Annotated in this window: 24 protein-coding genes and 5 pseudogenes; 8 read left to right on the top strand and 21 right to left on the bottom strand. The window is 42.9% G+C overall.

Going from position 1 to position 24,674, the window contains the following annotated elements; all coding sequences use genetic code 11:
* Window positions 1-11: 11 nt before the first annotated feature.
* From ACFQZT_RS07075 to ACFQZT_RS07045, 7 genes and pseudogenes are all read right to left on the bottom strand, one after another.
* Window positions 12-701, bottom strand: coding sequence for an MBL fold metallo-hydrolase (locus tag ACFQZT_RS07075; RefSeq protein WP_379298066.1), 690 nt, complete (start codon window positions 699-701; stop codon window positions 12-14).
* On the bottom strand, window positions 698-2,173 hold the full coding sequence (locus ACFQZT_RS07070) for an MFS transporter (RefSeq protein ID WP_379298064.1): 1,476 nt from the start codon (window positions 2,171-2,173) through the stop codon (window positions 698-700). Before ACFQZT_RS07070 ends, ACFQZT_RS07075 begins: the two co-directional genes overlap by 4 nt.
* A gap of 381 nt (window positions 2,174-2,554) precedes the next feature.
* Window positions 2,555-2,771 (bottom strand): annotated as a pseudogene (locus ACFQZT_RS07065) (GrpB family protein); the annotation flags it as partial.
* A gap of 339 nt (window positions 2,772-3,110) precedes the next feature.
* On the bottom strand, window positions 3,111-3,356 hold the full coding sequence (locus ACFQZT_RS07060) for a hypothetical protein (RefSeq protein ID WP_379298062.1): 246 nt from the start codon (window positions 3,354-3,356) through the stop codon (window positions 3,111-3,113).
* 168 nt (window positions 3,357-3,524) lie between these two features.
* Window positions 3,525-4,070, bottom strand: a pseudogene (locus tag ACFQZT_RS07055) (GrpB family protein).
* 185 nt (window positions 4,071-4,255) lie between these two features.
* Window positions 4,256-4,474: a helix-turn-helix domain-containing protein gene (locus tag ACFQZT_RS07050; RefSeq protein WP_028776701.1), complete on the bottom strand. Its 219-nt coding sequence runs from the start codon at window positions 4,472-4,474 to the stop codon at window positions 4,256-4,258.
* A gap of 10 nt (window positions 4,475-4,484) precedes the next feature.
* Window positions 4,485-4,973, bottom strand: a complete 489-nt coding sequence (locus ACFQZT_RS07045; RefSeq protein WP_379298059.1) for a DUF2975 domain-containing protein — start codon at window positions 4,971-4,973, stop codon at window positions 4,485-4,487.
* Window positions 4,974-5,458: 485 nt separating this feature from the next.
* Between ACFQZT_RS07045 and ACFQZT_RS07040 the strand changes: the two genes are divergently transcribed.
* Entirely contained in the window at window positions 5,459-6,847 is a 1,389-nt protein-coding gene (locus tag ACFQZT_RS07040) for an MFS transporter (RefSeq protein ID WP_379298057.1), read from the top strand.
* Window positions 6,848-7,215: 368 nt separating this feature from the next.
* Here ACFQZT_RS07040 and ACFQZT_RS07035 read toward each other — a convergent pair whose 3' ends face one another.
* Entirely contained in the window at window positions 7,216-7,695 is a 480-nt protein-coding gene (locus ACFQZT_RS07035; RefSeq protein WP_379298055.1) for a DinB family protein, read from the bottom strand.
* A gap of 80 nt (window positions 7,696-7,775) precedes the next feature.
* On the opposite strand from ACFQZT_RS07035, the gene ACFQZT_RS07030 reads away from it, so the two are divergent.
* On the top strand, window positions 7,776-8,165 hold the full coding sequence (locus tag ACFQZT_RS07030) for a helix-turn-helix domain-containing protein (RefSeq protein ID WP_379298053.1): 390 nt from the start codon (window positions 7,776-7,778) through the stop codon (window positions 8,163-8,165).
* Between the two features lie 72 nt (window positions 8,166-8,237).
* Here ACFQZT_RS07030 and ACFQZT_RS07025 read toward each other — a convergent pair whose 3' ends face one another.
* Window positions 8,238-9,323, bottom strand: coding sequence for a copper amine oxidase N-terminal domain-containing protein (locus tag ACFQZT_RS07025; protein WP_379298051.1), 1,086 nt, complete (start codon window positions 9,321-9,323; stop codon window positions 8,238-8,240).
* Window positions 9,324-9,515: 192 nt separating this feature from the next.
* Between ACFQZT_RS07025 and ACFQZT_RS07020 the strand changes: the two genes are divergently transcribed.
* The 5 genes and pseudogenes from ACFQZT_RS07020 to ACFQZT_RS07000 form a co-directional block, all read left to right on the top strand.
* Window positions 9,516-10,361: a DUF5643 domain-containing protein gene (locus ACFQZT_RS07020; protein ID WP_379298049.1), complete on the top strand. Its 846-nt coding sequence runs from the start codon at window positions 9,516-9,518 to the stop codon at window positions 10,359-10,361.
* 117 nt (window positions 10,362-10,478) lie between these two features.
* Window positions 10,479-10,823 (top strand): polysaccharide deacetylase family protein, encoded by a 345-nt coding sequence (locus ACFQZT_RS07015; protein WP_379298047.1) that lies wholly within the window; start codon window positions 10,479-10,481, stop codon window positions 10,821-10,823.
* A gap of 56 nt (window positions 10,824-10,879) precedes the next feature.
* The gene (locus ACFQZT_RS07010; RefSeq protein WP_379298045.1) at window positions 10,880-11,443 is read left to right on the top strand and encodes an RNA polymerase sigma factor; all 564 of its coding nucleotides are present in this window, start codon (window positions 10,880-10,882) and stop codon (window positions 11,441-11,443) included.
* Window positions 11,437-12,999 (top strand): hypothetical protein, encoded by a 1,563-nt coding sequence (locus ACFQZT_RS07005; RefSeq protein ID WP_379298043.1) that lies wholly within the window; start codon window positions 11,437-11,439, stop codon window positions 12,997-12,999. The genes ACFQZT_RS07010 and ACFQZT_RS07005 overlap by 7 nt, the downstream gene beginning before the upstream one ends.
* A 187-nt stretch (window positions 13,000-13,186) precedes the next feature.
* A pseudogene (locus ACFQZT_RS07000) lies at window positions 13,187-13,388 on the top strand (PadR family transcriptional regulator); the annotation flags it as partial.
* Window positions 13,389-13,761: 373 nt separating this feature from the next.
* Here ACFQZT_RS07000 and ACFQZT_RS06995 read toward each other — a convergent pair.
* The 8 genes and pseudogenes from ACFQZT_RS06995 to ACFQZT_RS06960 form a co-directional block, all read right to left on the bottom strand.
* Window positions 13,762-14,058, bottom strand: a complete 297-nt coding sequence (locus ACFQZT_RS06995; RefSeq protein ID WP_379298041.1) for a DUF5316 family protein — start codon at window positions 14,056-14,058, stop codon at window positions 13,762-13,764.
* Between the two features lie 48 nt (window positions 14,059-14,106).
* Entirely contained in the window at window positions 14,107-15,477 is a 1,371-nt protein-coding gene (locus ACFQZT_RS06990) for a flavin monoamine oxidase family protein (protein ID WP_379298039.1), read from the bottom strand.
* 225 nt (window positions 15,478-15,702) lie between these two features.
* Window positions 15,703-15,851: pseudogene (locus ACFQZT_RS06985) on the bottom strand (DMT family transporter); the annotation flags it as partial.
* 5 nt (window positions 15,852-15,856) lie between these two features.
* Window positions 15,857-15,964, bottom strand: a pseudogene (locus ACFQZT_RS06980) (FMN-binding negative transcriptional regulator); the annotation flags it as partial.
* Window positions 15,965-16,000: 36 nt separating this feature from the next.
* Window positions 16,001-16,519: a spermidine/spermine N(1)-acetyltransferase gene (paiA, locus tag ACFQZT_RS06975; RefSeq protein ID WP_379298037.1), complete on the bottom strand. Its 519-nt coding sequence runs from the start codon at window positions 16,517-16,519 to the stop codon at window positions 16,001-16,003.
* Between the two features lie 24 nt (window positions 16,520-16,543).
* Window positions 16,544-16,996: a MarR family winged helix-turn-helix transcriptional regulator gene (locus tag ACFQZT_RS06970; RefSeq protein WP_379298035.1), complete on the bottom strand. Its 453-nt coding sequence runs from the start codon at window positions 16,994-16,996 to the stop codon at window positions 16,544-16,546.
* 539 nt (window positions 16,997-17,535) lie between these two features.
* Complete coding sequence (locus tag ACFQZT_RS06965; RefSeq protein ID WP_379298033.1) at window positions 17,536-18,234, bottom strand: MBL fold metallo-hydrolase; 699 nt, start codon at window positions 18,232-18,234, stop codon at window positions 17,536-17,538.
* 91 nt (window positions 18,235-18,325) lie between these two features.
* Window positions 18,326-18,775 carry a MarR family winged helix-turn-helix transcriptional regulator gene (locus ACFQZT_RS06960; protein ID WP_379298031.1) on the bottom strand — a complete coding sequence of 150 codons (450 nt, stop codon included), beginning with the start codon at window positions 18,773-18,775 and terminating at the stop codon, window positions 18,326-18,328.
* Window positions 18,776-19,231: 456 nt separating this feature from the next.
* On the opposite strand from ACFQZT_RS06960, the gene mraY reads away from it, so the two are divergent.
* A complete protein-coding gene (gene mraY / locus ACFQZT_RS06955; protein WP_379298029.1) occupies window positions 19,232-20,185 on the top strand; it encodes a phospho-N-acetylmuramoyl-pentapeptide-transferase in 954 nt (317 codons plus the stop codon).
* A gap of 326 nt (window positions 20,186-20,511) precedes the next feature.
* Here the strand turns inward: mraY and ACFQZT_RS06950 are convergent, their stop codons facing one another.
* The 4 genes from ACFQZT_RS06950 to ACFQZT_RS06935 form a co-directional block, all read right to left on the bottom strand.
* Window positions 20,512-21,252, bottom strand: coding sequence for an alpha/beta fold hydrolase (locus tag ACFQZT_RS06950; protein WP_379298346.1), 741 nt, complete (start codon window positions 21,250-21,252; stop codon window positions 20,512-20,514).
* Between the two features lie 405 nt (window positions 21,253-21,657).
* Window positions 21,658-22,374, bottom strand: a complete 717-nt coding sequence (locus ACFQZT_RS06945; protein ID WP_379298027.1) for an HAD-IA family hydrolase — start codon at window positions 22,372-22,374, stop codon at window positions 21,658-21,660.
* Between the two features lie 59 nt (window positions 22,375-22,433).
* Entirely contained in the window at window positions 22,434-23,807 is a 1,374-nt protein-coding gene (locus tag ACFQZT_RS06940) for a UDP-N-acetylmuramoyl-tripeptide--D-alanyl-D-alanine ligase (protein WP_379298025.1), read from the bottom strand.
* A gap of 334 nt (window positions 23,808-24,141) precedes the next feature.
* Entirely contained in the window at window positions 24,142-24,588 is a 447-nt protein-coding gene (locus ACFQZT_RS06935; protein ID WP_379298023.1) for an SRPBCC family protein, read from the bottom strand.
* Window positions 24,589-24,674: the final 86 nt, after the last annotated feature.

Raw genomic sequence — 24,674 nt, 5'->3', positions numbered from 1 at the left:
CTTTCATTTCATTATTTATTATTGACAGATTTTTCACCTTGTTGTGCCAATTCCCTCAACTGCTCGCTCACTTTGTCTCTAAATATCCCGCCATGATAACAAATTACGGTTTCAATATCATACTTCGCGAACTTCCTCAGCGATTTCAGCGCCATGTCTATATCTAGTGCAAAAAGCGGCGGAGCCATTGGGCCTTGTAACATCTCGTTTGTCCCTGTAAGCGCGTCGCCTGTGATCAATGTTTTACTCTCATTCAAGTACAAACTAATATGCCCTGGCGTGTGCCCAGGTGTAAAGATCACAGTGATTCCCCCGCAGTATGGCAGCACTTCCCCATCATCAATGGTTTTATCGACTTTCACATTTAGCCACCTGTCTGGTGCCATCTTAAGAAGTGGCTTGTCACCTTCGATGTGCGGTTTTTCCATCTCATGCGCGAACACCTCGATCGGATGATCTATGGCATCTAGTATTTGAGGTAGACTCCCAGTGTGATCCAAATCTTGATGTGTCAAAATCACCTTGCTCAGTTTATGAAAAGAGATACCTGCTTTCTCCATCGCTTTTTTAATTGCTGGAAGTTGTCCAGGTGAACCAGTGTCCACCAAAATCACTTCATGCTCATCCCGGATCACTACTGGATGAATGATCATACTTCCCATTCTCAATTCAAGCATTTCTACGCCATTTGCTATTTTCACTGGTTTGTACCTCCATAATTTTTGCTTTTTGTAAGTGTACGCCTGCTAGTGCGAAGAAATGTAGCGATCAAGAAGGCACCGCCCAAGGCAATCGCGCCGTCTATTAATATGCCAAAAGTAGTACCATGAAGAATACTTAGTTCTGAAGTAGAGCCACCATAATGCGAAGCAGCAATAACTGACATTATTGGAGTTCCTACGGTAATTCCGATCTGCTGCGTAAGTGTAGCCAATCCTGCTGCTAAACCTTGCTCAGTATTATTTATACCTGAGGTGGCGGTTACTGTATATGAAACGATGGCTAAAACGTGTCCCATTCCCCCAATGAATGTCATGATCAGAATGGCTGAAATAGCCAATACTTTGTTTTCTCCTAGCCAGAACAGGCTACACGCCGTAACACCTTGGATCAATAGGCCCCAGACTAGACCTGCTTTAGATCCAATTCGAGCAATGATTTTAGAGGCAAATATCCCTCCGAGAAAACAACCTAGGCCAAGGAATCCGAACATCAGTCCTGTCTGAAATGGAGTCAAGTGCAGAACACCCTGGAGATACAATGTCAGTAAAAATACGATGGCGCTTTCCATAGAGAATACGAACAAGCCCCCTAAATTCCCCCATTTAACCGTATTTAATTTTAAAATCTGAACTGGAGCAAGCGGATTAGTTGCTCTAAGCTCAACGAAGTAAAATATTACAAACGAGATGGCAGAAAAAAGAATACTACCCCATGTTTCAGGGGCACTCCAACCGCTATGTTCAGAATTAGTAATGCCTAACACAAACGACAGTAAACCAATGGTAACGGTTATTCCACCAAGTGTATCAAGTTTCAGACGTACATCAGCGACCGATTCTTTAATGAAGAAAATACCACCAAAGAATATAACTGCTCCAACAGGAACGTTGATAAAGAAGTCCCATCGCCAGGACAGGAGATCTGTTAGAATTCCCCCAAGGATCGCTCCAGAAGTGAATCCCAGAGATAGTATGGCACCATTAAGACTAAGAGCCTTAGTCCGTAACGGTCCTTCTTCAAAACTTGTAGTAATCAATGACATGCCAGAAGGAATAACGAGCGCAGTAGCAAGCCCCTGCACAATACGAGCGATGAGAATCGTCTCAAACAAGCTGGCTAGCCCCCCAATCAATGATGAGATCGTCAGAAGCGCCATGCCAATAAGAAAAAGTTTTTTTCGACCGAATATATCTCCAATTCGTCCGAACAACAGCAAGAACCCAGCTGACGGAAGAACAAAAGCCGAAATCAGGAACTGTAAATTGTTTAGGCTAAGGCCAAGCTCGTCGCCGATTTTTGGAATGGCAACGGTAACGATAGAAAAGTCAACCGCAAGCATGAACTGTGCACCAAGAAGAATAATGATAAGCATGATCTGCCTAGCAGTCATACGAACCGTTGTATTGACATTCTGATTGGATAGTTTGTTCACTGATATTGATTCATTCATATATTTTATCCTCCTAGTATTCTAAATTGATTTTATATTTTTACAAGTATCGAAATATTCGAGAAAAAAATATATATGCTACTTTTTATGTCTAACCAGCGGACAATCCGATTCTGCAGGATAGACTTTCAGGGTGATTGATCGGATAAAACTGATAATACCCAACACCTCGCATCATTTTTTGACTTTTACTCATATTCATCATCCTTTTTTATTTGAATTGTTCTCAGCCATTTCATTGTATTATAATTAGTAACGCACAAAAAGTACGCAAATATTTAATACTAAGTATCCAAAATGATACTACAAAGGAGTACGGCGGTAAGTGAAAGGGAGTCATTATATAGCATTCTCAATTCCGGTGATGCTTTATTGATTGAACTATCGTTTCTTGCCCATTTTGTACCAACTTAGCGCTCTTCTTTCTAGCTCTTTAACAAATGCATCTTTACCGCCAATATAAGGTTCAATATCCTTTGGGAACTGTTTGGCGAGGCTTTCTTTTAAATTATCCCCCTTGAAACACATGCACTTGATGCGTGCGATTAACTCCGCCTTTTCGGAAATATCTTCTTCCTTTCATACCAAACTCGCCCATACCACTTCCTGCATAACTCCCGTTACTTGAATGAACAAAAAAAGGAGCTGCCGTTATGCAGGCTCCTCCACTATCGTTTTCCTTTAATGATGAGTGCCTATCTTTTTTCTCTGATCCACTGGCTATCTCTTTTATCTCTCCATGCAACCCAGCCTAGTGGGAGATCGGATTATTGGATCAAGCTCGGGTCAATGTTAACTATTTGCTTTAACGACAGTATGCGTACGTCTTCCTCTTTTACTTCTCCACCATCGAGAAATTGCCACATTCCATCGTCCTCGTCATGTGTTACGTATAGAATAGGTCTTTCACGATTCATGATTTTATTTGTGGTAAAAATTACTCACTTATCTTCCGAAATCCATAAACTAATAATACAAATCCTATCAAGAGGAAAAACCAAACAAAAAAATTCTCAAAGAACTCTGGGTATCTTGCGGAGCTATCTGTTCCTGTACCAGTAGATGCGTACCCAGCTGCTACAATTGCTGCTGCAATTTTGGCAACTATTCTTTCAGTAGTATAAAACAGGCCACTCATTAACATAAAGATCGTACCTAGAATTTTACTAACGTTATTATTCATAATCGCTCCTTAAAAATTATGTAAGATAGCCATTTTCATTTTACCACAATTATCCAGATGGCACGGCGATAAACTGTCCATTAGTTCAAAAAACAAGTAGGCACCGCGGCACCTGCCTATTAATCGTGTTATTCAACCCGTTCTCCGATAGTTCAATGAATACAAGATTTATTGCCTCTCTTTTGCTAATCTGGTTATTAGTCTAATGAATTCCGTTTTATTTTCAGTGTAGGCTTCCCTATCATACTTATAAGTTTCCGCTAATTTAAGCTTTAGTTCTTCATACTGTTTGGCAACAGTAGGGTTCTCACGTAAGTAGTCCCTAAAATACACTCTATCCCATAGTAAGTCCAAATCTTTTGACCCCATATGAATATGGAAGGATTCCTATTCTAATCCTGTCGGGGAATAACCTTTAATAAACATCATATGATTTTTCTGCTCTTTCAAGTGTATATAGTTATTTTCATTCATCTTGCTCATTATCAATTCACAAATTCCACTTTCATTTGGAATCTCCACTAAAATATCAATTGTTGGCTTGGATGATAAATTTGGTACAGCGCTGCTTCCGATATGTTCTATTCTTAGCGCTATTTCTGAGCCAAGAAGATTGTTTAAAAATTGTTTTTCATTTTTAAACAATACAGTCCAATTTCCATCGTAAGGAACAACTGTTATTGGATATAATTTTCCAAGTTCATCTTTGTTCATAACGAACTCACTCCTTATTGGTACGAAATCCTAAGTAAATAAATTTCATATTGGCGTTTATTGTCCTTCTCCTGAACAAAACTGCCCGTTACATCAATGAACAAAGCAGGTCGCCGCAGCGCCTGCTTTGTTTGTCTGTTATGATGCTACAGTCTCCGTTGGTTAAATAAATTAGTTGTCTGTTTTTATTGAGTGTCTTCGTCGCTTTTGTACTCCAAAATATCACCTGGCTGACAATCCAAAGTCTTACATATCGCTTCTAATGTTGAAAAACGAACCGCTTTTGCTTTCCCATTTTTCAGAATGGAAAGATTCGCCATAGTAATTCCAACCCTCTCCGAAAGTTCGGTTACGCTCATTTTCCTTTTTGCCAACATCACATCAACATTGATGATAATCGCCATGATGTTCACCTCAGATCGTTAAATCATTTTCTGATTTTATATGAATAGCTTCTTGTAAAAGTCTTTGGAGAACAGCAGCAAAAGCGGCGATCACCATAGAGGCGAAAATAATGACTAATCCGATTGGCATGATACCTGGAGGGTCAACTCTTTTCGCCATGAGATAGTAAAGTGGCATACCTAGCAGGTACAAGGTACTGATCGTGATGGCACAGTATTTTATGTTCTTTAAAGCCTTTACCGATAATTCCGAGAACGCTTGGTTCTTATCAATATAGCTTAAAAGTTTAAAAGCTTGATACAGAGCAAAGTAAAAAGGTATCGCTGCCGCGTACATATCGATTAAAACGAGAGATTTCATAGAAGCAATATCCGGATACAATTCTCCAGCAAAATTCCCGATCTTAGGCACCAAAAATATGCAAAATGCAAGAACTGGGATTCCAGCCAGAAAAATAATTACCTTTAAGAAAGTGGTTGAACCTCGTTTAGCATTCATTTACAACACCTCACTTATTAATGACAACATGATTTTATCATATGATTTATCGTTTTACAATAAATTAATATTGTTTTTTATTATATTATTATTGTTATTGAAATATCGTTTTTATTTTGACAAATATAAAAAGCATTTCTCATTACAAAGAAATGCTCTTACTTTAAAATGTTATATTTACAACTCGTTCAACAAAACTGCCCTTCAGCATGGAAAAGGCAGCCGATCGTTTTGGTCGGCTGCCACGGTGCTTTGTTGAACTATCGTATCCGTCCCTCAGCGCAATCCATCACATACTTCAAATTAATTTCCCCCTCATGATTCAACTTCTTCTTCATTGTAGACTCTGAGGTTACACAGAACCAGTTATAGTTACTGCCTATTATGATAATACAATTTATATATTGGAACAATAGCATCTTATGTCTTAGAATACAGGTAACGTTAGATCCATTATTGGCATCCATTCGATTGGGGGTACAAGCATGAAGGTTGCTGCTGATCAACGCTCGGTTACTAATGAGGCCTATCTCTCCATCGTACTTGTAGCCGGGATAGGTATGTTCCTTACGACTCTAGACTCAGGAGTGCTCAACGTTGCGATTTCTTCCCTTATTCAAAAGTTTCATTCGACTGTAACGACGGTAGCTTGGACCATCTCCCTTTATACGATTGTCATATGCGGCTGTATTGTCGTCTTCGGCAGGCTGGGCGACCGCTATGGACGTCTCACCATTTACTCCGTAGGATTGGCGTTATTTGCGCTTGCCTCCCTGCTTTGCGGTTTTTCGGAATCCGTGATACAGCTGATTGCATTTCGAATTTTACAAGGGATTGGGGCCGCCATGCTTCAGGCGACTTCAGCCGCCCTAATTACAACCCTAGTATCCCCAGCCAAAAAGAGCGAGGCACTTGGGGCTCTAGCCGCCTTCTTCGGTTTAGGACATGTCCTCGGACCGTTGGCGGGTGGAATCATTTTATCCACGGTAGGCTGGGAATGGCTCTTTTTAATAAATATCCCTATTTGCCTCCTTTGCTTACTTGCCTGCCGATATGTCTTAAAAGGTAAAGAAGCCCCAATTAGCAAGCACCAGCCGTTAAATTTCTCAGGCAGTCTGCTGCTATCGGCCTCAGTATTTTCTCTTGTTTATGGATGCTCTCAGCTAGGAGCTCATCATTCCGGCACCTACGTCTACATTCTGATTTTCGCAATCCTTATGCTCCTGTTTATCCAAAGAGAAAAAAGGACTGCCAATCCCATTGTTGCATTATCGTTATTTCGGAACGGTTTCTTCACAGTCTCTTTATATGCGATTTTTTCTTATGGGGGGGTTACACGTCTTTGTATGGTTGTCGTCCCCTATTATTTGGAGCAAGGACGCGGGTATGCCCCTTGGCAGCTCGGCTTGGTGAATTTGTTGCTGCCCTTGGGGCTTGTATTGACTTCCAATATAGCCGGCCGGCTGATGGGGAGCTGGGGCACTTTCCGATTAATGACAGTCGGACTTTGCTGTATGTTAGTTCCACTTCTGATTCTTGCTTTGCTGCCCCCGAACTGGCACCTATCCGTAGTTTGCTTCATGCTTTTTGTTTATGGATCGGGCGCCGGTCTGTTCCAACCGTCCAACATGGTGGCTATCATGCAAACTGTCGGCACCGCGCATCAAGCGACAATTGGTGCTGTACAAAGACTTGCACAAAACGTCGGAATTTCCTTGTTCACCGCCGTTACGGCCGGATTCCTTCAAGCCCCCGCTCATGATGTATGGATCGGCTCCCGCAACTCGTTCTGCTTGGCAGTGGCGGCTACTTTCTTAGGTATTGCGGGCTTTGTCGTGGTAATTCAATACGGGAAGTTAAAATCTTTTACGTGATAAAATAATCTATTACGCACTCTTGAGGAGTGCTTTCTATTTGTTTACTGCAAACATATGAAAACACCTCTCATCTACTGATCTTTTAATTTCCAGTATTGACAGGTGATTTAATTGCTAACAGCGAGGAAGCAAACTTCCCGAACTGGAGCTTGCGATTGACGGACTCATTACGCCCGAACAGGCTGAAAAAATCAAGGTCATCAAGCAACATTACAAAGACCTCGAATCCCGTAAAGCGGATTTGGAAGCCATTAATAGCTCCCATCTTTCTTGAATCTATTCAATTATCCTTTGTTTGGAGGATGGCAGAACGTATTAAAAGCGATGAACCGCGCTGAGCTCTCGTTTTCCGTTAGCGGAAAGAGTTATATTACCGTTAAGATTTGATTTTTATGATGATTGTCGTGATCGTTAAATTCGTGAATGATGTAAAGCAGAGAATAGGGGGTTCCAGTGTGTGGGCAAGTTTCTACTCCGTTCGCAGTAACATGCTTAGCAACAACGTCATGCTCAGCTAATAGTATTTCAACTAACTGAAGACGGGTTTTCTTAAATTCATCAAGCAGACGATTTTTAGAAATTCCCGATCTGGCGTATTCATAAGCGATTTTGTTAAACGAATCGAAATCTGGAAATGTCATTCCTTCCCCATCTTTAATTGCTGGAATGATCGTAGAGATAAGATAAGTATCCCAATTTTTAAGATGCGAAATAATTTCTCCTACTGATGCTTTTCCTTCATCAATCGGTTGTAACCAAATGCTTTCGTGCACATCATGTAAGGTGTCCGTCCACTCTATAAATCCTTTATACCGAAGAATCGTGCTTTCGTCTAAGCTAATCATATTGAAGCCTCCATTTTATTGAGAATATTCGGCAATAAGATACATCTGGAATAATAACCCATATTCATAATATCGAATGTATGTTCGGTTGTAAAGGTTCACTTATTGAACTATGCTGCCAGTTACTTCAACGAACAAGAGCAAGTCGCCGCGGCGCCTGTTCTTGTTTCATTACTCAACTAAAGAACTTGATTCTTTCCCGACGAACGTTTTCTTATACGCTTAATTTAAGTTTATTCGCGGTGAGCCTTATGCCTACCATCGCCGAACGATTAAACGAGCTACGCGAGCAAAATCAGGTCAAACGAGAGGAACTCGCCCAAGTCCTCGGGGTTTCCGTTCGTTCAATCAGCCACTATGGGTCGGGTAACAGACGGCCAGATTATGATGGTCTTCTTGCTCTTGCAGATAATTTCGACGTTAGTCTAGATTATCTCGTTGGCCGCTCCAATGACCCAGAAAGAAACTAACGGATGTGAAAAAACCTTAATTCGGGCACGACCAGCCGCGACCCAAACCAAGGTTTAATTTATTTTATCCCGTTATTTATTCGTAATAATAACCGTTTGGGACGAAGGCTCCCACTTCACTTCTGCCCCCAGTGCCTCGCCGATGAAGCGGACCGGGACCATCGTATGGCCGTTCACGATCTGCGCCGGCACTTCTAGCGTTTTGGCCGAACCGCCGACCGTGACATTTTTATCGCCGATTTTCAAATACACCATCGTCGTTCCTTTCTTGGCTGTCACGGATTGTTCCTTTTCGTTCCAGTCGATCGTGGCGCCCAGCTTCTCAAAAATAGCCCTTAGCGGCACAAGCGTGCTGCCTTCGATTATAACCGGCGGCTGCTCGAAGCTTTGCGCGGTACCGTCAATGGTTACCTTAATGGCGTCGGTGCCGCCTTTGGACGCTTCGAAACTGAAGGTATCGCTGCCGAAGACCAACGTGAAATCAACCGACGTTACGATACTTTCGCTGCCGCCGCCACGCGGATCGGTTGTGGTTTCTTTCAGCAATATACCGGTTTCTTTGTCGAACCATTGCTCTCTGGCCGGGACGCCCCCGTTTTCCACTCTCTCGATCCCTTCGGCATCCGTGAATTTTCGATTCAATTGCTTGCTTGCACCCGACAGGTGATAGGCGGCCCGGCCAAGGAGCGTTTCTTCTCCTTTAAAAACCGGAGCTTCGTTATCTTCTAACAGCAACTTAAGCTTTTGCTTGGATATGTTGGAATAGCTGTACCATTCCATCCCGTTCAGCTTTATTCGGCTTGTTTTCCCTTCCGTGATGAAAACTCCGTCATCTCCGTTGATGATCGAGGTGCTCATCGTTTTGCCGCTTCCGTCATAGTTGATCTCCGATCGGTACCGGGCATTCGGAACATCCTGCCATTCCTTGAATGACACAACTTTGCTCGTTCCATTTTCAAAGGTGGTCGTCTCCTTCCGCTCCACGTAAAACGGGAGCGACTGCTTCCCTTCGATTTCCTTGGCGACCTGTTCAAGGGTTAGTACGCCGGCTCCGATTTCTGCCGGGGCAGCTGACGCTCCATAAAGAGGCAGCGCCATGGTAAGCAATGCAAAACCTAGTCCTGCGGACAACCATTTTCGTTTGTTCAACATCATCATATCCTCCATTTTCTCCATATAAGGGATTGTGGAGGTGCTGATTTTTCGCCTCGAATCATCGCCGCTTGGCCGGACGAAAACACCTCCTTATCTTAAGGCGAATTAAAATCGAATTCGGTTCATCCATGAACCGAGTCGCCGTTTCGTTCGCCTATAAGGTGTACGACCCAAAAAGAGGAGGAGCAAACCACAATGAAAAAAACTACCATTGCCGTATTAAGCGCAGCCGTATTATTTGGAGGACTTGCACCGCTGGCCGTTCGGGCCGATGCAACCGCCGTTACCGCAAACCAAACCGCCGCAGTGCCGGTTGTCACTCATGACACAAAAACCTTCAATTTGAACCCGGACATCCAAAAGCAGTACGGCGGGGCCACATTCACGTTGAAGTCGCTGACTGCCTCTCCGGAGACGACCGAATTTGTCTTGGCCCGTCACGTCCCGGATGGGATTGCGAAAGATGTCGATGAACAGCTCATGAAAATGCGTTATTTGGTCACGGACGACAACGAATGGATTTACGAATACCAAAAGGCTAGTGAGAAAGGACAGGAGCAGCCGGATGGCTCTTTCGTGCCCCAATATACCGAAAATGTGAAGCCTTTGCAGGGGAAGCCCAAGGAGCTGACCATCAGGCCGTATGTAGGAGGCTGGTACGACGATACAAGCACGATGTTCTCGGATAAAGCAAATGTGACCGCGCCATTAACCGGTCAATATCCGCTGACGCTCGATCAAGGTAAAATCGGCAGCGTGTCGGTAATCGGCGTGGACTTCGGCAAGGATAAAACCGTTCTGAAACTGGCGATCGCCGGAGAAACGGCATCCGTTCAGAAGACGGGCACTTGGCTTGTACACAACGGGAAGCAGCTTGATGCGATCCGCACGAAACTGGTTGGCATAGAGGACGGCGTCTACCAATACGAGCTTGAATTTCCGGCCGTGGACTCGACAGCACAGCTTAAGGTGCTAACCAAGCGCATGACGCCTGTGACGTTCCTGAAGGAGCTGGAGATGAAGGTTCATCTTCCGCAATAACGATAGCAACTCGCGAGGAGTTACGTTCCACGCGGGTTGTTTTTTTGCTACAGTCCTTTGCCTACAGGCTGAATCGTTCTCAATACTTGTGCAACCTTCGGGCCGATCGCGGACGCGATGACCCATCCCGCCTATCTGACCCAGCGGAAGCGGACCGAGTCGGGCGAAGAGTACCGCAGGCGGATTCGCAGCGACTTGACATTTATGAACGAGCGGCTCCGCGCCGAGCTTGGCAATCATTCGAGGTTGCTTGCTTTTCCGTACAGGGCGTACAATGAAGAGACGCTTCAAGCGGCGGAGGACGCAGGCATCGGGCTGCTGTTTACGATCCGGGATGGCATCAATACCGCTGCGGACCGGTTGGTGTACCGGATCAATGCAGGCGAGCCGTACATGACGGCCGACGCCTTGATCGCGGCGATATGCAAGTATCATGAAGAAATTTTTTTGCGGAATCAATGAACCGGAGCCCCGTTTCGTTCGCCTATAAGGTAGAGGAAGTCAGGAAGGTGACGTAAATGGATCAGGAGAAGCTATATATCAAGCAGTGCAGGAACGGAGATAAAGAAGCTTTTTTCAAGCTGGTCGAGCCGTTGCTAGGCCGCGTCTACAGCACGTCGGCCGCGATACTGCGTTCCTCGCATCTGGCGGAGGATGCGGTGCAGAATGCGTTGCTCGAAGCGTATCAAGCCATAATGAACGGCAAAAATATCCGCAATTTTAAGAACTGGTTCAATCATTTGACCGCCTGCCGCGCGCTCGATCTGGCCAGACAGCGTTCGAAATTGGCCAGCCGGACCGGCGATCTGGAGGAGATTGAAGTGCCGGATGAGCAAGCCTCCCCGATCGACGCGCTCATCCGCAAGGAAGCGGGCCACGAGCTGCTGGGATCGGTGATGTCGCTGGACGTCAACCACCGGATAGTCGTCATTTTGTACTATTACCAGGAGCTGTCGCTGGATGAAATCGCCGATGTGCTTAGCGTGAAGAAGGGCACGATCAAATCGCGGCTGCACGCCGCCCGCTTGAAATTGAACGAAAAAATGATGCAACCTAACCCAAAGCAGGTGATGGAATGTTGAAATCGGTACGTGATAAACAAGTCAAAGAAGAGCTCGCGCAATCGCTTCAAGAGCTTCCAGCCCCGCCATCGCTGCTTCAATTCGCTAAGGACGTCCCGGACATGGCAGAATCGATGCCTGCTATCCCGGCCCGTAGGCCAATCCGGCGGCGCATCAGGAAGGCGCGCTTCACCATTGCCGCGGCCTGTGCTTTAGCCGTAGTCGCTTCGGTCGGCGGCGCTCAGGTTTCCCCGACGTTCGCCAATATGGTAAAAGGCATTCCAGGCTTCTCCGGCGTGTTAAACTGGCTGGATGAAGTACGGGGCTATGACGGCGTCCGCAATGCGCGCTCCTATGGCTATGAACCGACCGCTCCTGTCGTGAAGCAGTTCGGCGACGTCACCATCGGCATCAGCGACGTCTATTTGACCGGCGATAAGCTTTCCTACAAAACGTTCGTCAAGTCCGACGAGATTAAGAAAAACGCGTTCAAACGGGAAAACGGCGTTTTGGATGTAGACCAGAGAAAAATCACGAATTATAACATCAATAGCTATGACTTCGAGGAAGCTATCGGTCAAGGCGGCGGGGGCACCGTCGAGTCCGATGACGGAACCCAGGAGCCAATCCAAGTCGAAACTTCCGAATTGTTCCTGACGCCGCAACAAGTCAAGGATTTTATAAACAAGAACCCGAAGGAACTGCGGTTTAAGGTATACGAGCATTCTCCTGGAAAAAGCTCAAAGTTCTTGTTCGATATCAGTGTGCCGTTCGATAAGTCGCAATGGCGCGAAGACCTTATTGTTCCGCTTCATCAACAGGTCGAGGTGGCCGGAGACCCCGATCTTCCATCGTTTACCTTGGATCAGCTCAAGATCACGCCTACGAATACGCACCTTGATGTGAAAATTGGGCAGGGCGCAACCCATTATTTGAACTTTGCTTGGTTTGGCAATAATTCGCAGGAGTTTGACCCATATCTTACCGATGACAAGGGGAACAAATACCCGCTTTTGGCGGATAAACCGCAGAAACAATATGATAGCCTTGCTCGGCCTGGCGATTGGGATGGCAACAAAATGGAGTTCATGTCTTCGCCGTATTTCGACCCATCCGTGAAACGGCTAACCTTGCACCTAAACGGCATCCATCTTACGGAAAAGACGCCGAGCGCCTCATTTACGCTCTCGTCCGGCGAAAAGCTTCCGAAAACGGTACGCTTTAAGGATAAACAATTTACGATCCTCGATAGCTTTTATAAAAATGGTTACCTGTGGCTCAAAATCAAGAAGGATCGTCCGGAAGACGTCCGCTTGGGCATCCAGTTCGGCATTCCTGAGGACCTCAAGAAAGCTTATCAAGAGAAAATAAACAATACACCGGAATTGAAGGAATTGTACGATCCGCGTCCCGGCGTTGCGGTAATCGACGGGGTGACGCGTTCCGAGCGGCCGGAGGATGACTATTTCGAAGCCGGCATTAGAACGTCCAAGCAAGACTCTTACGAAATTACTATGCTGCGCGACTTCAACCCGATCCCGCTGAAAAAAGAGATTACGTTTGAAATTAGAAAGTAGCAGTTTTAACCTTGCCGATACTCTGACCATCGCTTTTATTGAAGCTTCCCCGTGTTATGAACGCGTTCATGACGGAATCACACCGGCATGATGCGGTCAAGGCACGGGGCGTTTTTTTGGGAGAAATAGCAGCATCACGGTTGCCCCGACAACTATACAGTTTGACGATATGGTGAGGTGGAATAAGATGAATAGACATAAATTATTGCCATTAACCGAAACAATAAGTTACATAATGCTGGCATTGCAAGAGCCTGCACACGGCTATGCCATTATGCAGAGGAGGAAATGAGTGGCGGTGACGTGCGGATTGCTGCTGGAACTTTATACGGTGCGGTTTAAATTTAATGAAGCATGAATTGATTAAACCTGTCGAAACGGAAGATGCCTGAAGAAAGGTCTATGTATTAACGGACAAAGGACCTTGAAGTTCCGATCGTCTTGGCCAACTGACGTAAAGTATTAAACTATCGTATCCGTAGCGGAATCATGGTTTGAACGAAGGATATGTTCGATAATTCATACATAAATACCTTTTAAACAGCAAATTCCATAATTCTGTGTGAAAATTCATACAGATTAGTGCTTTTTTAAGAAAAGAGTATAATTCTGTTCGATAATTCATACAGATTCGTTCTTGTTTCGATAACTTTACCTTACTTATTCCGTTCAACTATACTGCCAGTTGTGCAACAAGGCTGCCAATCGAGCTGGCAGCTTTGTCATGTTTAAACTGTAGTCTCCGTTAGCTCAATCGTTTGTTCACTTGAAATATTTAAGATATCCCCAAAGAAGTAAAATCGGGATAGCTGCAAGAAAACATGCTATAGAGATACTGTCCCTTTGTTTTTTATCATTGTTGGTTTCTGAATTATCATTAGCTCGTTGGCGGTCACCTGATATCAGTGCGCTGCTTGTAATAATAGTAGAGATTATAAGAATTAAACCAATGCAGCCAGTATTACCACATATTGGAACTAAACTGCCCGTTTGCGTAGCAAGGCTGCCGATCGTTCTTTTACTATTGTGAAGCTCTAATATATCCCACGGCAACCTCATGGCTTAGGGTATTGTCTCGTACTAGTTATTAATACATACATTACCGTACTATATGCTGTTTCCGGCAATAATTTGATTTACAGTTCGTAACGCAGAAGAAATCGCACCTTCAATCCAACCGGGAAAAAGACTTGTATGATCGCCAGCAAAGTAAATTCTACCTTGTTCGGCAGACAGTGTTGGGAGCATTCGAATCATCTGTTTCGGCTTATACCAAGCATACGCACCTCGAGAGTAAGGATTATGATCCCAAGAAAAGACCGTCCCACCTTCATAATGATACGACAATTCAGGAAGCACCTGTTTGATTTCTGATACAGCTGAATTAAAATTACCAGCTCTAGATATTTCTCGCGCCGATTCACCGGAGGAGTATGAACAAATTAACCCCCTCTTTGATTTCGTTTGAGTGAATGTAGCATCAAGCAACCATCCAATTTTCAGATCCGTATTTACTGTAGTAAAGGAACTTAAGTTGTTCCAGAATCTAGTTCTGCTTTGTATGACGGTACGCGTAACGGAAGTTGAAAGTTGATTTTGAATGACATCATTTTTTTCTTTGCTAAGTGGCGGAGAAAAATGAATTGTACGCAAGACTGTAGAGGGAATGGCCACAATGACCCGATCACAGCAGATAGTGAAAACTTCGCCGGAATTATTAAATTGGATAGTTACTCCTTTATTACTATGTTCAATATGCGTCACAGCACATCCATAACTGATATTAGAGCCAATTGTAAGGGCTAGCTTTTTCGGTAGTTGATCCATTCCACCTACTATAGTCTTTGCACTACTTTCGGAACTGGCCATTTTTAGGTCAAGCAGTCGCTGTAATGCAGATACTTTGCGAATACCATCACCTAGCATCTGCATATATCCGATTTCAAACAGCTTAATCGCACCCGAAGATGCTCCTTGACCTTTAAGATATTCTTCCATTGTCATTGAATCGAGCTGTGCCGCTTGTTTTGTTGGCCAGCCCGGCAAAAAAGGATTTCCCGTCGCTTTAAGCCCCGGCTTGAGATACTTTTCCAACATTCCCGCATATCCTAAAATTCTTTCCTCGGCTGTAAGTGAAACAGGCCATAGTGCAGGTTCAGCCGGAGAATCTATTATTAATCTCCCGTCGATATATGACAAGCTTCTATTGGGGACTGGTAAATTTATTAATTGAACCCCGGCTTGCTGAGCATAACTCAATGTGAGAAAATGATGCGCTCCAATGAAGGCAGCCCCGATTTCGCAAAACAATCCATCGGCAAATTGATCCCGCATCGTGTATATGCGACCACCCGGTTGACTATTTGCCTCTAATAAACGCACGTTATATCCTTGTTTCATAAGCTCCAAAGTGCATACCAAGCCCGCCATCCCTGCCCCAATAACTACAATACGCTCAGGAAAACGACCTATTACCATAAACTCCGATTCCTCCAAAGATTACTTTAATCCTTTAGTTCCTAGGCACTTCTTATTATTCTATGCTGTCCGTTACTTCAATAAAACAATAGAGGAGCTGCCCGAAGCAAGCTCCTCCACTATCGTGTTCCGTCCGTTCAATTAGGATGGAGCCCATCCAAAACGTTACACCAATGTTCTCTCCTAGGAAAAGCCATCCAAGTAATGTCCCAACCACGGGCTGAATGTACCTATTTCCTGAGTAACAATCGAAATGGTATTACCAATGACTCCAATAGCTATGATTATTAAGAAATCACGTTTATGACCGAAACTATGATTTTAACAACAACGTACATACCACCCCAAATACTGTCAGCTAAAGCTAAAAATATAGATCCTAATTTGCTTTCATAAGAGAGGCAATCTTTTGTTCGTCTCCATTCTGAATCCGTTCCAATTGATTAATGACAAGTTCTTGCCTTTGTACGGAATGGTTTTGACTTAACGGAATATACATGGTTTTTCTCCTCCTTGTTTGCTCTTATATGAGTGTTTTGGTCATTATAAAATCTATTTGTTCTTCATCACCCATATAGAAAGAGTGGGCTCCTGTTTGTACAAAGTCCATTTTTTTATAAAAGGTAATTGCGCTCTCATTTTTTTCCCAAACCCCTAGCCAGATCTTCTCTTTATTCCGTTCTATCGCTATTTCTATGGCTTTATTTATTAGATATTTACCAAGCCCCTGTTTATGAAGTTTTTTCCTTATATAAATCCTCTCGATTTCAAGCGAATCATTGCCCATTATTTCAGTTTGAGCATCATTGGTGTTTAGTTTTAAATACCCGGCAATTTCCTCATTAGAATAAATAAAATAGAATTCCGAAGAGATATTTGATAATTCTTTTTCTAATTGCTTTAAGTTAAATGCTTTTTCCAAGTAGGCTTTCATATTTTCAGGTGAATTTTGATTCTTAAATGTCTCATTAAATGTTTCAACACTAATCTCTTGAAGTAATCCTAGATCTTCAAATGTGCACTTTTTTATATGTATAGTCATTTTATTTGTCCTCCTTTTACTAAATCAATAATTTCTCATGTTTCCCTTTTTTACAAACTCCCAGTCTTTTTCTACATTTTTTCTGACTCTTTGCAGCAGGTTAAAAATCGTTTCTACTTCACTTTCGGAAAATCCAGATAGTGCGACCATATTGGAATAATCGTTTTCCCTTTTTATAAAAGGGTAAACAGATTTCCCTTTTTCTGTAGGGAATAGTTTTTTAATTTTTTGGTTATATTGATCATCATTCTTTTCAATAAATCCATTAATCTCCAGTTTCTTTATAGCACGAGCAGCTGTTGTTCGATCTACCTTTATCATTTCAGCTAACTTTTCTTGAATAATTCCTGGATTTTCACATATTCGCACGAGGTACAAGTACTGTCCTTTTGTAAGGTCATATTTTTTAAATTCTATATTACTTATAGAATCCAGTGCCCTAGCAATCATTCCAACCTCACGTAGAATTTCCTTCATAATTGCAACTCCACTAATACTGTATTTTTCAAACGCCGTAAAAAAATAGTACATCATTTTTGTTGTATTTACAACAAAAAAATACTGCAGGCTTTTCCATACTAAACTGCCCGTAGCAAGGCTACAGATCAATTAGCCGCAGCCTCATTGTGTTGAATGTACTAAGCTTGTGATCTAATAAAAATGAAACCGGTTATCTCGTACTCATCGGTCAATCAAGCTCTACGATTATATTGGGTTCGCTACAATGTAAGCAGATTTGTGTCGTTCAACGACAATGTAGGAACTTTTGTGCGTTTTGCCGCGACACAAATTTTCCTACATAAAAAAATAAAAGCCTGATTTCTCAAGCTTCTTACTCACCAATTAATGTAGGAACATTTGTGTAGTTGGACACTCCTTTAGATTATTTGAGCTGGATGACTCGCTTGATCATATGATCGTCGATGATGCAATGTTTGGTCTGTGAATCGTTATTGAGAGCGTGTGGTACTGACCTTGTGGGACAGCCCCTTGAGCTAACGATCCTGTCCCGTCTCTTACCGACTTCCCCATTTCTTCCGAAACTTCCTTGATGCATGCTTCATGATCGGCTTGCCATGTCCGAAGCATGCGATGTTATATTCCATCTCCCCTAGTTTACGAAGGCTTTGTTTCGCCACCTCAATGTCTTCATGCCCGATACTAAAACCGAGTCCCATTATGTTCGACGCGGCATCGGCAGCGAACAAAACACCTCCGTGCGATGGCAGCAAGTAAGCAAGCTGGCCCTGGCAGTGGCCCGGAATGGCAACGGCCTTAATTCCGCCCGCCAACTGAATGATGTCTTGATCGCTCAGCTTGATATCGATAGCAACCGCTTCGACTGCATTGTCCGAGACGAATATGCGAAATAACAGCTTGTTCATGATACCCGGAGAAGCCGTCATCGTTCTCTGATTGAGCCCTTGCTCTAAGATGGGAGCATCCTGTACTCCAGCGTAGATCGTCGCCTGAGGAGCTTCTCGCTTCAGGGCGGCCGCGCTACCGGCATGATCGGGGTGACAATGCGTGAGCAGAATCGCCTTCAGATCGCGGGGCTGACAACCGATTGACTTTATCGCGGCCGTGATGTTGGACGCATTGCCTACCGCACCGGTATCGATGAGAATCAGTTCGTTTCCTTCTTTGACTAAATAAGCATTCACGTTTCCTAATGGCAGCAAGTAAACATCTTTCATGATTTCCTTGAATTTCATAGTATTATCCTCACTTTTTAGAATATTTGTTACACTTATTATTTAGCCAAACATAATTTTAGTCAAGCTAAATATATAATTAAAAAAAAGGCTATTCGCCCTTATTTTTCTCCGTAGGCAAATGGCCATGCGTTCTTCTTAGCAGCTCAAGCATCGTAGACACTTCTTCCTCCGTCAAACGTTGCCGAGTCATGTCTTCGAGCTCTTGCATAATGCCCAAGCAAACATCTCTTTGGGCTTGTCCCGCCTCCGTGAGAATGATCCTTTTGACGCGCGCATCTCGCGAATCAGGCACTCGCACGACCCAACCGCCTGTAACGAGCGCATCGAGCAAATTCGTGAGTGACGCGGGACGTATGCCCAACTTTTCGTGCAACTCCTTCTGCGTCATTCCATCTCCGTAACTCCATAACTGTTCCAATACATTAACTTGGGATGCCGTCAATCCATACGCTTCCAGCCTCCGGTCGCATAACCGATCCAACTCGCGAGACGTACGCTTGATCCAATGACTAACAAAATCATGAAGAGGATGCTGCATTAGCTTCCCTCCCTTTGGGGGTTGATTTATACTACTGTTCCATCTCTATTTGAAATCTTATCATCCCGTTAACTCAGAAACAACTCCCAACAAGAACATTTGTTTGGTATTCTTGACGCAAACGAATGTTCTGAATGTGATTCGAATGGCTTAGCAAGAACCGATGAGTTTAATTCAGTATCAGAAATTGTTCGCAACCGAGGAGGCTTGCAAGGATCGTTCGTAATGTCCTGCTGCGTCATGCCTTCATTGAGCTAAAGTATCCGTTAGTGCAATGGCCTGATAAGATATTCCACCAAGTGCAGATTGTTGATATAATTAATGTCGAGTAAAATATTGGAATAATGTTCCATTTAAGAGAAGGTGTTTATCTCCTTAAATAAAGCAAAGGAATATTTGTCAACATACTAGACGTATAATAAAACTGAAAGATATCGTTAGGGGAGAACCAATCCAATGGAGAGTTCATTATTTAGTGCTATAAGTATTTCGTTTCTGCTTGTTGCTATGTTAACACCTATTTTAATATGGGCGTTGCGTAGTTTAAACCTAACTCAACCTATCAGGGTAGAGTTGCCACCGGACCATCAAGTAAAACGTGGTACTCCGCTGATGGCAGGCATTATTCTACTTATAGGGGTAATTACATCAGCATACTTCCATCCTAAGCCACTGGTACTTTTCCTTGGAGCAACTTTTGTTTTATTTGGCATATTGGGGTTCATGGATGATTTTAAAAAGGCTGCTTTTCAAGACCCCTCTGGAATCTCAGGAAAAACAAAACTGATTTTTCAATTCGCTTTTACTATCGCATTGTTATTTGTGTTACTTTATCAGTTCAATTTGAGTTCAGAAATCACCCTATTTAAAGGGTTTAACCTCCACTTACCAATTTTCGCATATCTGATATTAATGATGTTATTTATTGTGGGTTCAGCCAATGCAATAAATTTTACTGATGGCCTGGATGGACTTCTAATAAACGTTGCAATACCAACATTCTTTTTCTTTTTTGTGATTTCGGAAAAAATTGAAGTACAGACTTTCTCATTAGTAATGATTGGTTGCTTGTTAGGTTTATTTATATATAATATTTATCCAGCAAAAGCGTTTATGGGTGATACTGGGTCTCTTGCAATAGGTGGTTCTCTTGCTTTCTTGGCTGTAATTGAAAAGGTTGAAATTTTGATTCCGATATTATTTTTTGTTTATCTAGCAGAGCAACTATCTGTCATTTTGCAAGTTTGGTATTACAAGAAAACCAAATTGAGAATATTCCGAATGGCACCTATTCATTATCACTTTAGTTTGAAGTATGGCTGGAGCGAGAATAAAATAGTGATGGTATTCGGATTCATATCTTGGATATCAGCATTTATTTCTTGGATTCTTTGGAAATACATACTATAAATTTCCTTACTCTTACTCAACTATATTCAATCTTGATTAAGAAAGCAGGTCGCCTCACGCCTGCTTTTTTGTTCTGTCTTTATGTAGCAATCGTTCTACTTAGCTGAACATACTACAGAAAATTTCGTAACACGACCTATTAAATCCTTAATTTCAAATTGGAATTACCACGCTCTACTGCCCGTTACTTCAATAGGCCGACGATGATTTCGTCAGCCTATGGTCATGATGCTATCGTTCTGTGTTAACGGAACAGGCTGCAATCTGGTTTTCTTGGACTATCGTATCTAAAGTTTTATTTAATAATCGTGGCATGATTCAGTTTCTTAAGAATCGAGAAAAAAGCTTTTGAGAACCTGCGCCACTTTGTCCGGTCCGCCTTCATTCTCTGGACCAAAATGGTCCTGTTTGGGGAGAATTTCTATTTTGGAACGGAATATAGTGAGGTTCAATTCCTTAATCATTTCCTTTGTGGAGTTGGGACTCTTGTCTCCCGAGATCAACAAAACGTCTGCATCAATTATTCTGTAATTCGGATAGGAAGAAGCATGGCGCATCACTTCCTGGTGTTCAATTAAGTTTTGCGGTAATAATTGGGCAATCTTGTTCCATTGGTCTCCGCGTACCATAATCCTCAAAATGAATTTCGCATACCAATTGGGAAGACGTGTTAATGGGGTATCGCTCATTCCTCTCACAAAATTGGTAAAAGCCCCCCTGAAATCGTTCCTCTGCAAGGCCTTCTCGTATTCGATCATCCAAGAATCGTCCATTGGCTGAATCAGTACCCCGGGTTCGTACAGTGCTAATTTTGTGATGAGGGATTCCTTTCTAGCCGCTTCCAACGAAACAAGTCCACCATAACTATGCCCGAACAAATAATTGGCACCCGTTGCCTCCCGGACAGCTCGAACGTCTTCACACTCTTTACTGATATCATAGTCCGGACCTTGGGGTCCACTCATGCCACGACCCCTTCGATCTATTATGTGAACGGTAAATGAAGGCGAAAGAGCAATTGCTAAGCGCGTATAATCATTGGAATCCCTCAAGGCGCCATGAACCATAATAATTCCAGGTCCCGTTCCGATACTTTGGTATCCAATCCGAGTACCATCACTTGATCTTACTGTGGATTGTGTAAATAAACTCGCTTCATTCGAAGAGATCATTGGATGAGACATTTTCACATCACCTTTCTAACTTATTGTTATATCTCATCTTACTTCGACTAGAAATGTTCTTTAACCATCCCGAGACTGATTTTTGGCTCGATCTACAGACCAGAAAATTGTAACGAATAGAAAATAATGTCTCATCAAAAATTTAAATATTTGGTAAACTATGAGCTATACCTGTATTGTTAGTGAGAAAACGGCAGCTGATCAACTAAGTCGGCTGCCGTTTTCTGGTGTTCATTGAGCTATTGTTCTTCGTTAGTTCAATAGTGGTCGACCTATTATTGCATTGAATTAAGATTCAGCAGTTGACAATAGTGAAGTGATTTTGTGAATCCAGCCCCCGTTTTCGTCGGCTAAAATGGTATTCCACCCGAGCAATTTTGCTTCATTAAAATTTTTATCTTGGTCATCAACAAACCATATGTCTCTCTGGTGACTTAATCGTTCATGAACAAGAGCGTATATTTCAGGATTAGGCTTACAATAACCTACTTGGCTGGATATTGTTATACTGCGTACATAGGGTTCAATTGGTTTTAGAATGGACTGAATCCACTCTATGCGATGGTTGCTTAATAAATGGATGTTTGCGTATTTACTCCATGTCTGTACTTTCTCAATAGCTGGTAATGGACGAATATTTGAAATAAGGATTTCTTTTGCATTGTCCATATTAATTACAGGAAATTTCATGCACAGCTGGTTCCAGAACTCCTCCTCTGGCATCTTTCCAGTCCATAACTCTTCACGCATTTCCTTTCTAAAATGAAAAAGCATCTCATTAGCTATATTCGACTCTTTCGAAAGTTCTTGCCAAAAATGAGGAGAAAAATTGGTAGCAAGCACCCCTGCAACATCGAGAATCAATTCTTTATAAGCCACATTTGGAAACCTCCACCAACTCGTTTCAATCATGTTCGACTTATGCGGTAAAAACACCTCTTGTGCAACACTACTGCCAGTTAGTTGAGCGCGGCGTATATTGAAAAAGCGATGGATCAGTTCCATCGCCGTGCTCGTGTACCATTATCTGATCCACGCTGCCAATAGTCGACTGCTTCATTCTGTTATTGTAACAAACTCGGCAGAAGTGCCTCCAACTGAATGCCCCTTGACCCCTTCAGCAAAATAATATCGTGTTGCTTCACCTGATTTTTTAATACACGGGCTAACTCCTTTTTGTCTTGAAACGCAAGGACATTACCATTCGGAAATCGCTTCTCTGCTTCAAGTGCTATGTGCTCACTGAGAGTGCCGACTGTATAAACAAAATCAATCTTACTCGGATCAATTCGACGTCCTACGTCTCGATGAAATTCTTGCTCTTGTTCACCAAGTTCGAGCATGTCTCCTAAGACTAGATGCTTTTTAGAATAACCTGTCAATTCCTCAAAGGTTTTTATTGCGGCGTTCATCGATACTGGACTAGCATTCCAAGCATCATTAATGATAGTAAACCCCAAGGAAGAGGCAATCTTCTCCATCCTCATTCCAGTTACTTTCAAGGAACGAAAACCCTCATCCACTTCAGATAGATCTAAGCCCATTTTTGATGCAACGGCAATTGTGGCAAGTGCATTTAAAACGTTATGAGCACCAAGAAGCGGCATGTAAAACTTATTTTCACCGACTGTAAAAAAGGACCCTTCATCGTTCGTTACTATAGACTCAACATAAAAATCATTTGTCTCGCACTCGCCGAAGCTACAGGTATTTATCGGTGTCCCGATGTTAATTCTTTTAATTCCTTCGGTTAAGAGCGGTTCATCTCCATTGTAGATTAGCACCCCATCATCCTCTAAACCATTTACAATTTCTAACTTTGCGGCTGCGATTTCTTCACGAGATCCAAGAGTCGATAAATGGGAAACACCAATCATAGTGATGACGGCTACGTTTGGCTTAGCCATACAGGAGAGGCGGTCGATCTGACCACGCTCACTCATCCCCATTTCTATAACTGCGACCTCAGCGCTCTTGTCTATTTCTAAAATGGTCAAGGGAACTCCTATTTGGCTGTTTAGATTCCCCATTGTTTTATGCACTCGGAAGGTTGTTCCCAACACTGAATTTATCATGTCTTTTGTTGTAGTCTTGCCATTACTGCCAGTAACGCTGATTACTTTGACTGATAATTCCTTACGATAATTAGCGGCAAGAGTTTGCAGCGCTTTTAGACAGTCATCTACGTAGATTAACGGGATATGAACTGGCGGGTTTGGATGATCCTTTTGCCAGAACGAGCCTGCCGCCCCTTTTGAAAATGCTTCTTCAACGTAATCGTGACCATCTAATTGTCTGATTATCGGGACAAATAGGTTACCTGGCTTTACTGTTCTTGAATCAATGGACACTCCTTGAATCGTAATTTCTTCATGCTCTACTCGTAGCCCATTTCCTTCGGACATTCGTTCAATAACCTTGAGCTTACGACAAATCACCGAACCACCTCCTACAAGTCCAAAGTAAGCTAATTATTATAGTTCCCTAACAATAAGGATATTCCTTCCAGAGTCATTTTAAGCGCTAAATAACGGTGTAATTCTGCCAGTAGACAGCCCATTAATCAACGATGTTCACCCTGTTTCCTCATTTCCTTATGTAACTTTACTGCCCAATAGTTCAATAAAATGAGCAGATCGCCACGGCCATCTGCTCGATGTTGATTGTTATTTTACATAGTTTCAAATAAGACATGGATTCCCCTTACGAGATCTGCTCATTGCTCAGCCAGAAACTTCTGCAGATCCACTCGATATATTATTCGGTAGAAATTCACCGCTTCTCCAACTGCATCTTCAACTGGGCGAACATCTTGTGGTGAGCGAATGTAAATTGTTGAAAAGCAAACTTCTCCACATAGGAAGGACAAATAAATGTTGCCTTCTCCTCCACCCGTGTTTGCCCAATGTCTTTGTGAAGTACAAACTCGTTTTGAATATGGATTTTGGGGAAAGCCTTTGTTTCAAAGCGGATGCGAGATTCATTTGGTAGGATATGAGCAATAGATGGAAAAGTAGTATTGACAGGAAGGAAACCAAACACCATGATTCGCTCTGTCACTTCCAGGCGTACAACGTTCTCTTGTTCAGAAGGGGTTGTGTTCACCCGAGTCACAAAAGGTTGGAGTTGCTTCAGGTTTTGAAAATCGACTAAGTAGGCAAACACTGTTTCGATGGGAGTTTGAATGAGGATGGATTGTTCGAACTGGTTTACCTTCATCTAAAACACCTCCACGCTATCGTGTCCCGTTCGTATTATGAGGTCACCAGATATTTCTGGTCGACCTCATTTTTTTGAAGCCGTAA

Origin of the sequence: Paenibacillus sp. GCM10027628, assembly GCF_042676385.1 — a bacterium.
Lineage (GTDB): Bacteria > Bacillota > Bacilli > Paenibacillales > NBRC-103111 > Paenibacillus_E.
Note: the sequence above shows the minus strand (reverse complement) of the source record. Positions and strands in the feature narration are given on the sequence as shown.

What these genes read in the sequence shown, in the direction of transcription:
- ACFQZT_RS07070 (WP_379298064.1), bottom strand. Translation starts at nt 2,173, where the DNA reads ATGAATGAATCAATATCAGTGAACAAACTATCCAATCAGAATGTCAAT.
- ACFQZT_RS07060 (WP_379298062.1), bottom strand. Translation starts at nt 3,356, where the DNA reads ATGAATAATAACGTTAGTAAAATTCTAGGTACGATCTTTATGTTAATG.
- ACFQZT_RS07050 (WP_028776701.1), bottom strand. Translation starts at nt 4,474, where the DNA reads ATGGCGATTATCATCAATGTTGATGTGATGTTGGCAAAAAGGAAAATG.
- ACFQZT_RS07045 (WP_379298059.1), bottom strand. Translation starts at nt 4,973, where the DNA reads ATGAATGCTAAACGAGGTTCAACCACTTTCTTAAAGGTAATTATTTTT.
- ACFQZT_RS07040 (WP_379298057.1), top strand. Translation starts at nt 5,459, where the DNA reads ATGAAGGTTGCTGCTGATCAACGCTCGGTTACTAATGAGGCCTATCTC.
- ACFQZT_RS07035 (WP_379298055.1), bottom strand. Translation starts at nt 7,695, where the DNA reads ATGATTAGCTTAGACGAAAGCACGATTCTTCGGTATAAAGGATTTATA.
- ACFQZT_RS07030 (WP_379298053.1), top strand. Translation starts at nt 7,776, where the DNA reads ATGTTCGGTTGTAAAGGTTCACTTATTGAACTATGCTGCCAGTTACTT.
- ACFQZT_RS07025 (WP_379298051.1), bottom strand. Translation starts at nt 9,323, where the DNA reads ATGATGATGTTGAACAAACGAAAATGGTTGTCCGCAGGACTAGGTTTT.
- ACFQZT_RS07020 (WP_379298049.1), top strand. Translation starts at nt 9,516, where the DNA reads ATGAAAAAAACTACCATTGCCGTATTAAGCGCAGCCGTATTATTTGGA.
- ACFQZT_RS07015 (WP_379298047.1), top strand. Translation starts at nt 10,479, where the DNA reads ATGACCCATCCCGCCTATCTGACCCAGCGGAAGCGGACCGAGTCGGGC.
- ACFQZT_RS07010 (WP_379298045.1), top strand. Translation starts at nt 10,880, where the DNA reads ATGGATCAGGAGAAGCTATATATCAAGCAGTGCAGGAACGGAGATAAA.
- ACFQZT_RS07005 (WP_379298043.1), top strand. Translation starts at nt 11,437, where the DNA reads ATGTTGAAATCGGTACGTGATAAACAAGTCAAAGAAGAGCTCGCGCAA.
- ACFQZT_RS06995 (WP_379298041.1), bottom strand. Translation starts at nt 14,058, where the DNA reads ATGAGGTTGCCGTGGGATATATTAGAGCTTCACAATAGTAAAAGAACG.
- ACFQZT_RS06990 (WP_379298039.1), bottom strand. Translation starts at nt 15,477, where the DNA reads ATGGTAATAGGTCGTTTTCCTGAGCGTATTGTAGTTATTGGGGCAGGG.
- paiA (WP_379298037.1), bottom strand. Translation starts at nt 16,519, where the DNA reads ATGACTATACATATAAAAAAGTGCACATTTGAAGATCTAGGATTACTT.
- ACFQZT_RS06970 (WP_379298035.1), bottom strand. Translation starts at nt 16,996, where the DNA reads ATGAAGGAAATTCTACGTGAGGTTGGAATGATTGCTAGGGCACTGGAT.
- ACFQZT_RS06965 (WP_379298033.1), bottom strand. Translation starts at nt 18,234, where the DNA reads ATGAAATTCAAGGAAATCATGAAAGATGTTTACTTGCTGCCATTAGGA.
- ACFQZT_RS06960 (WP_379298031.1), bottom strand. Translation starts at nt 18,775, where the DNA reads ATGCAGCATCCTCTTCATGATTTTGTTAGTCATTGGATCAAGCGTACG.
- mraY (WP_379298029.1), top strand. Translation starts at nt 19,232, where the DNA reads ATGGAGAGTTCATTATTTAGTGCTATAAGTATTTCGTTTCTGCTTGTT.
- ACFQZT_RS06950 (WP_379298346.1), bottom strand. Translation starts at nt 21,252, where the DNA reads ATGGTTCATGGCGCCTTGAGGGATTCCAATGATTATACGCGCTTAGCA.
- ACFQZT_RS06945 (WP_379298027.1), bottom strand. Translation starts at nt 22,374, where the DNA reads ATGGAACTGATCCATCGCTTTTTCAATATACGCCGCGCTCAACTAACT.
- ACFQZT_RS06935 (WP_379298023.1), bottom strand. Translation starts at nt 24,588, where the DNA reads ATGAAGGTAAACCAGTTCGAACAATCCATCCTCATTCAAACTCCCATC.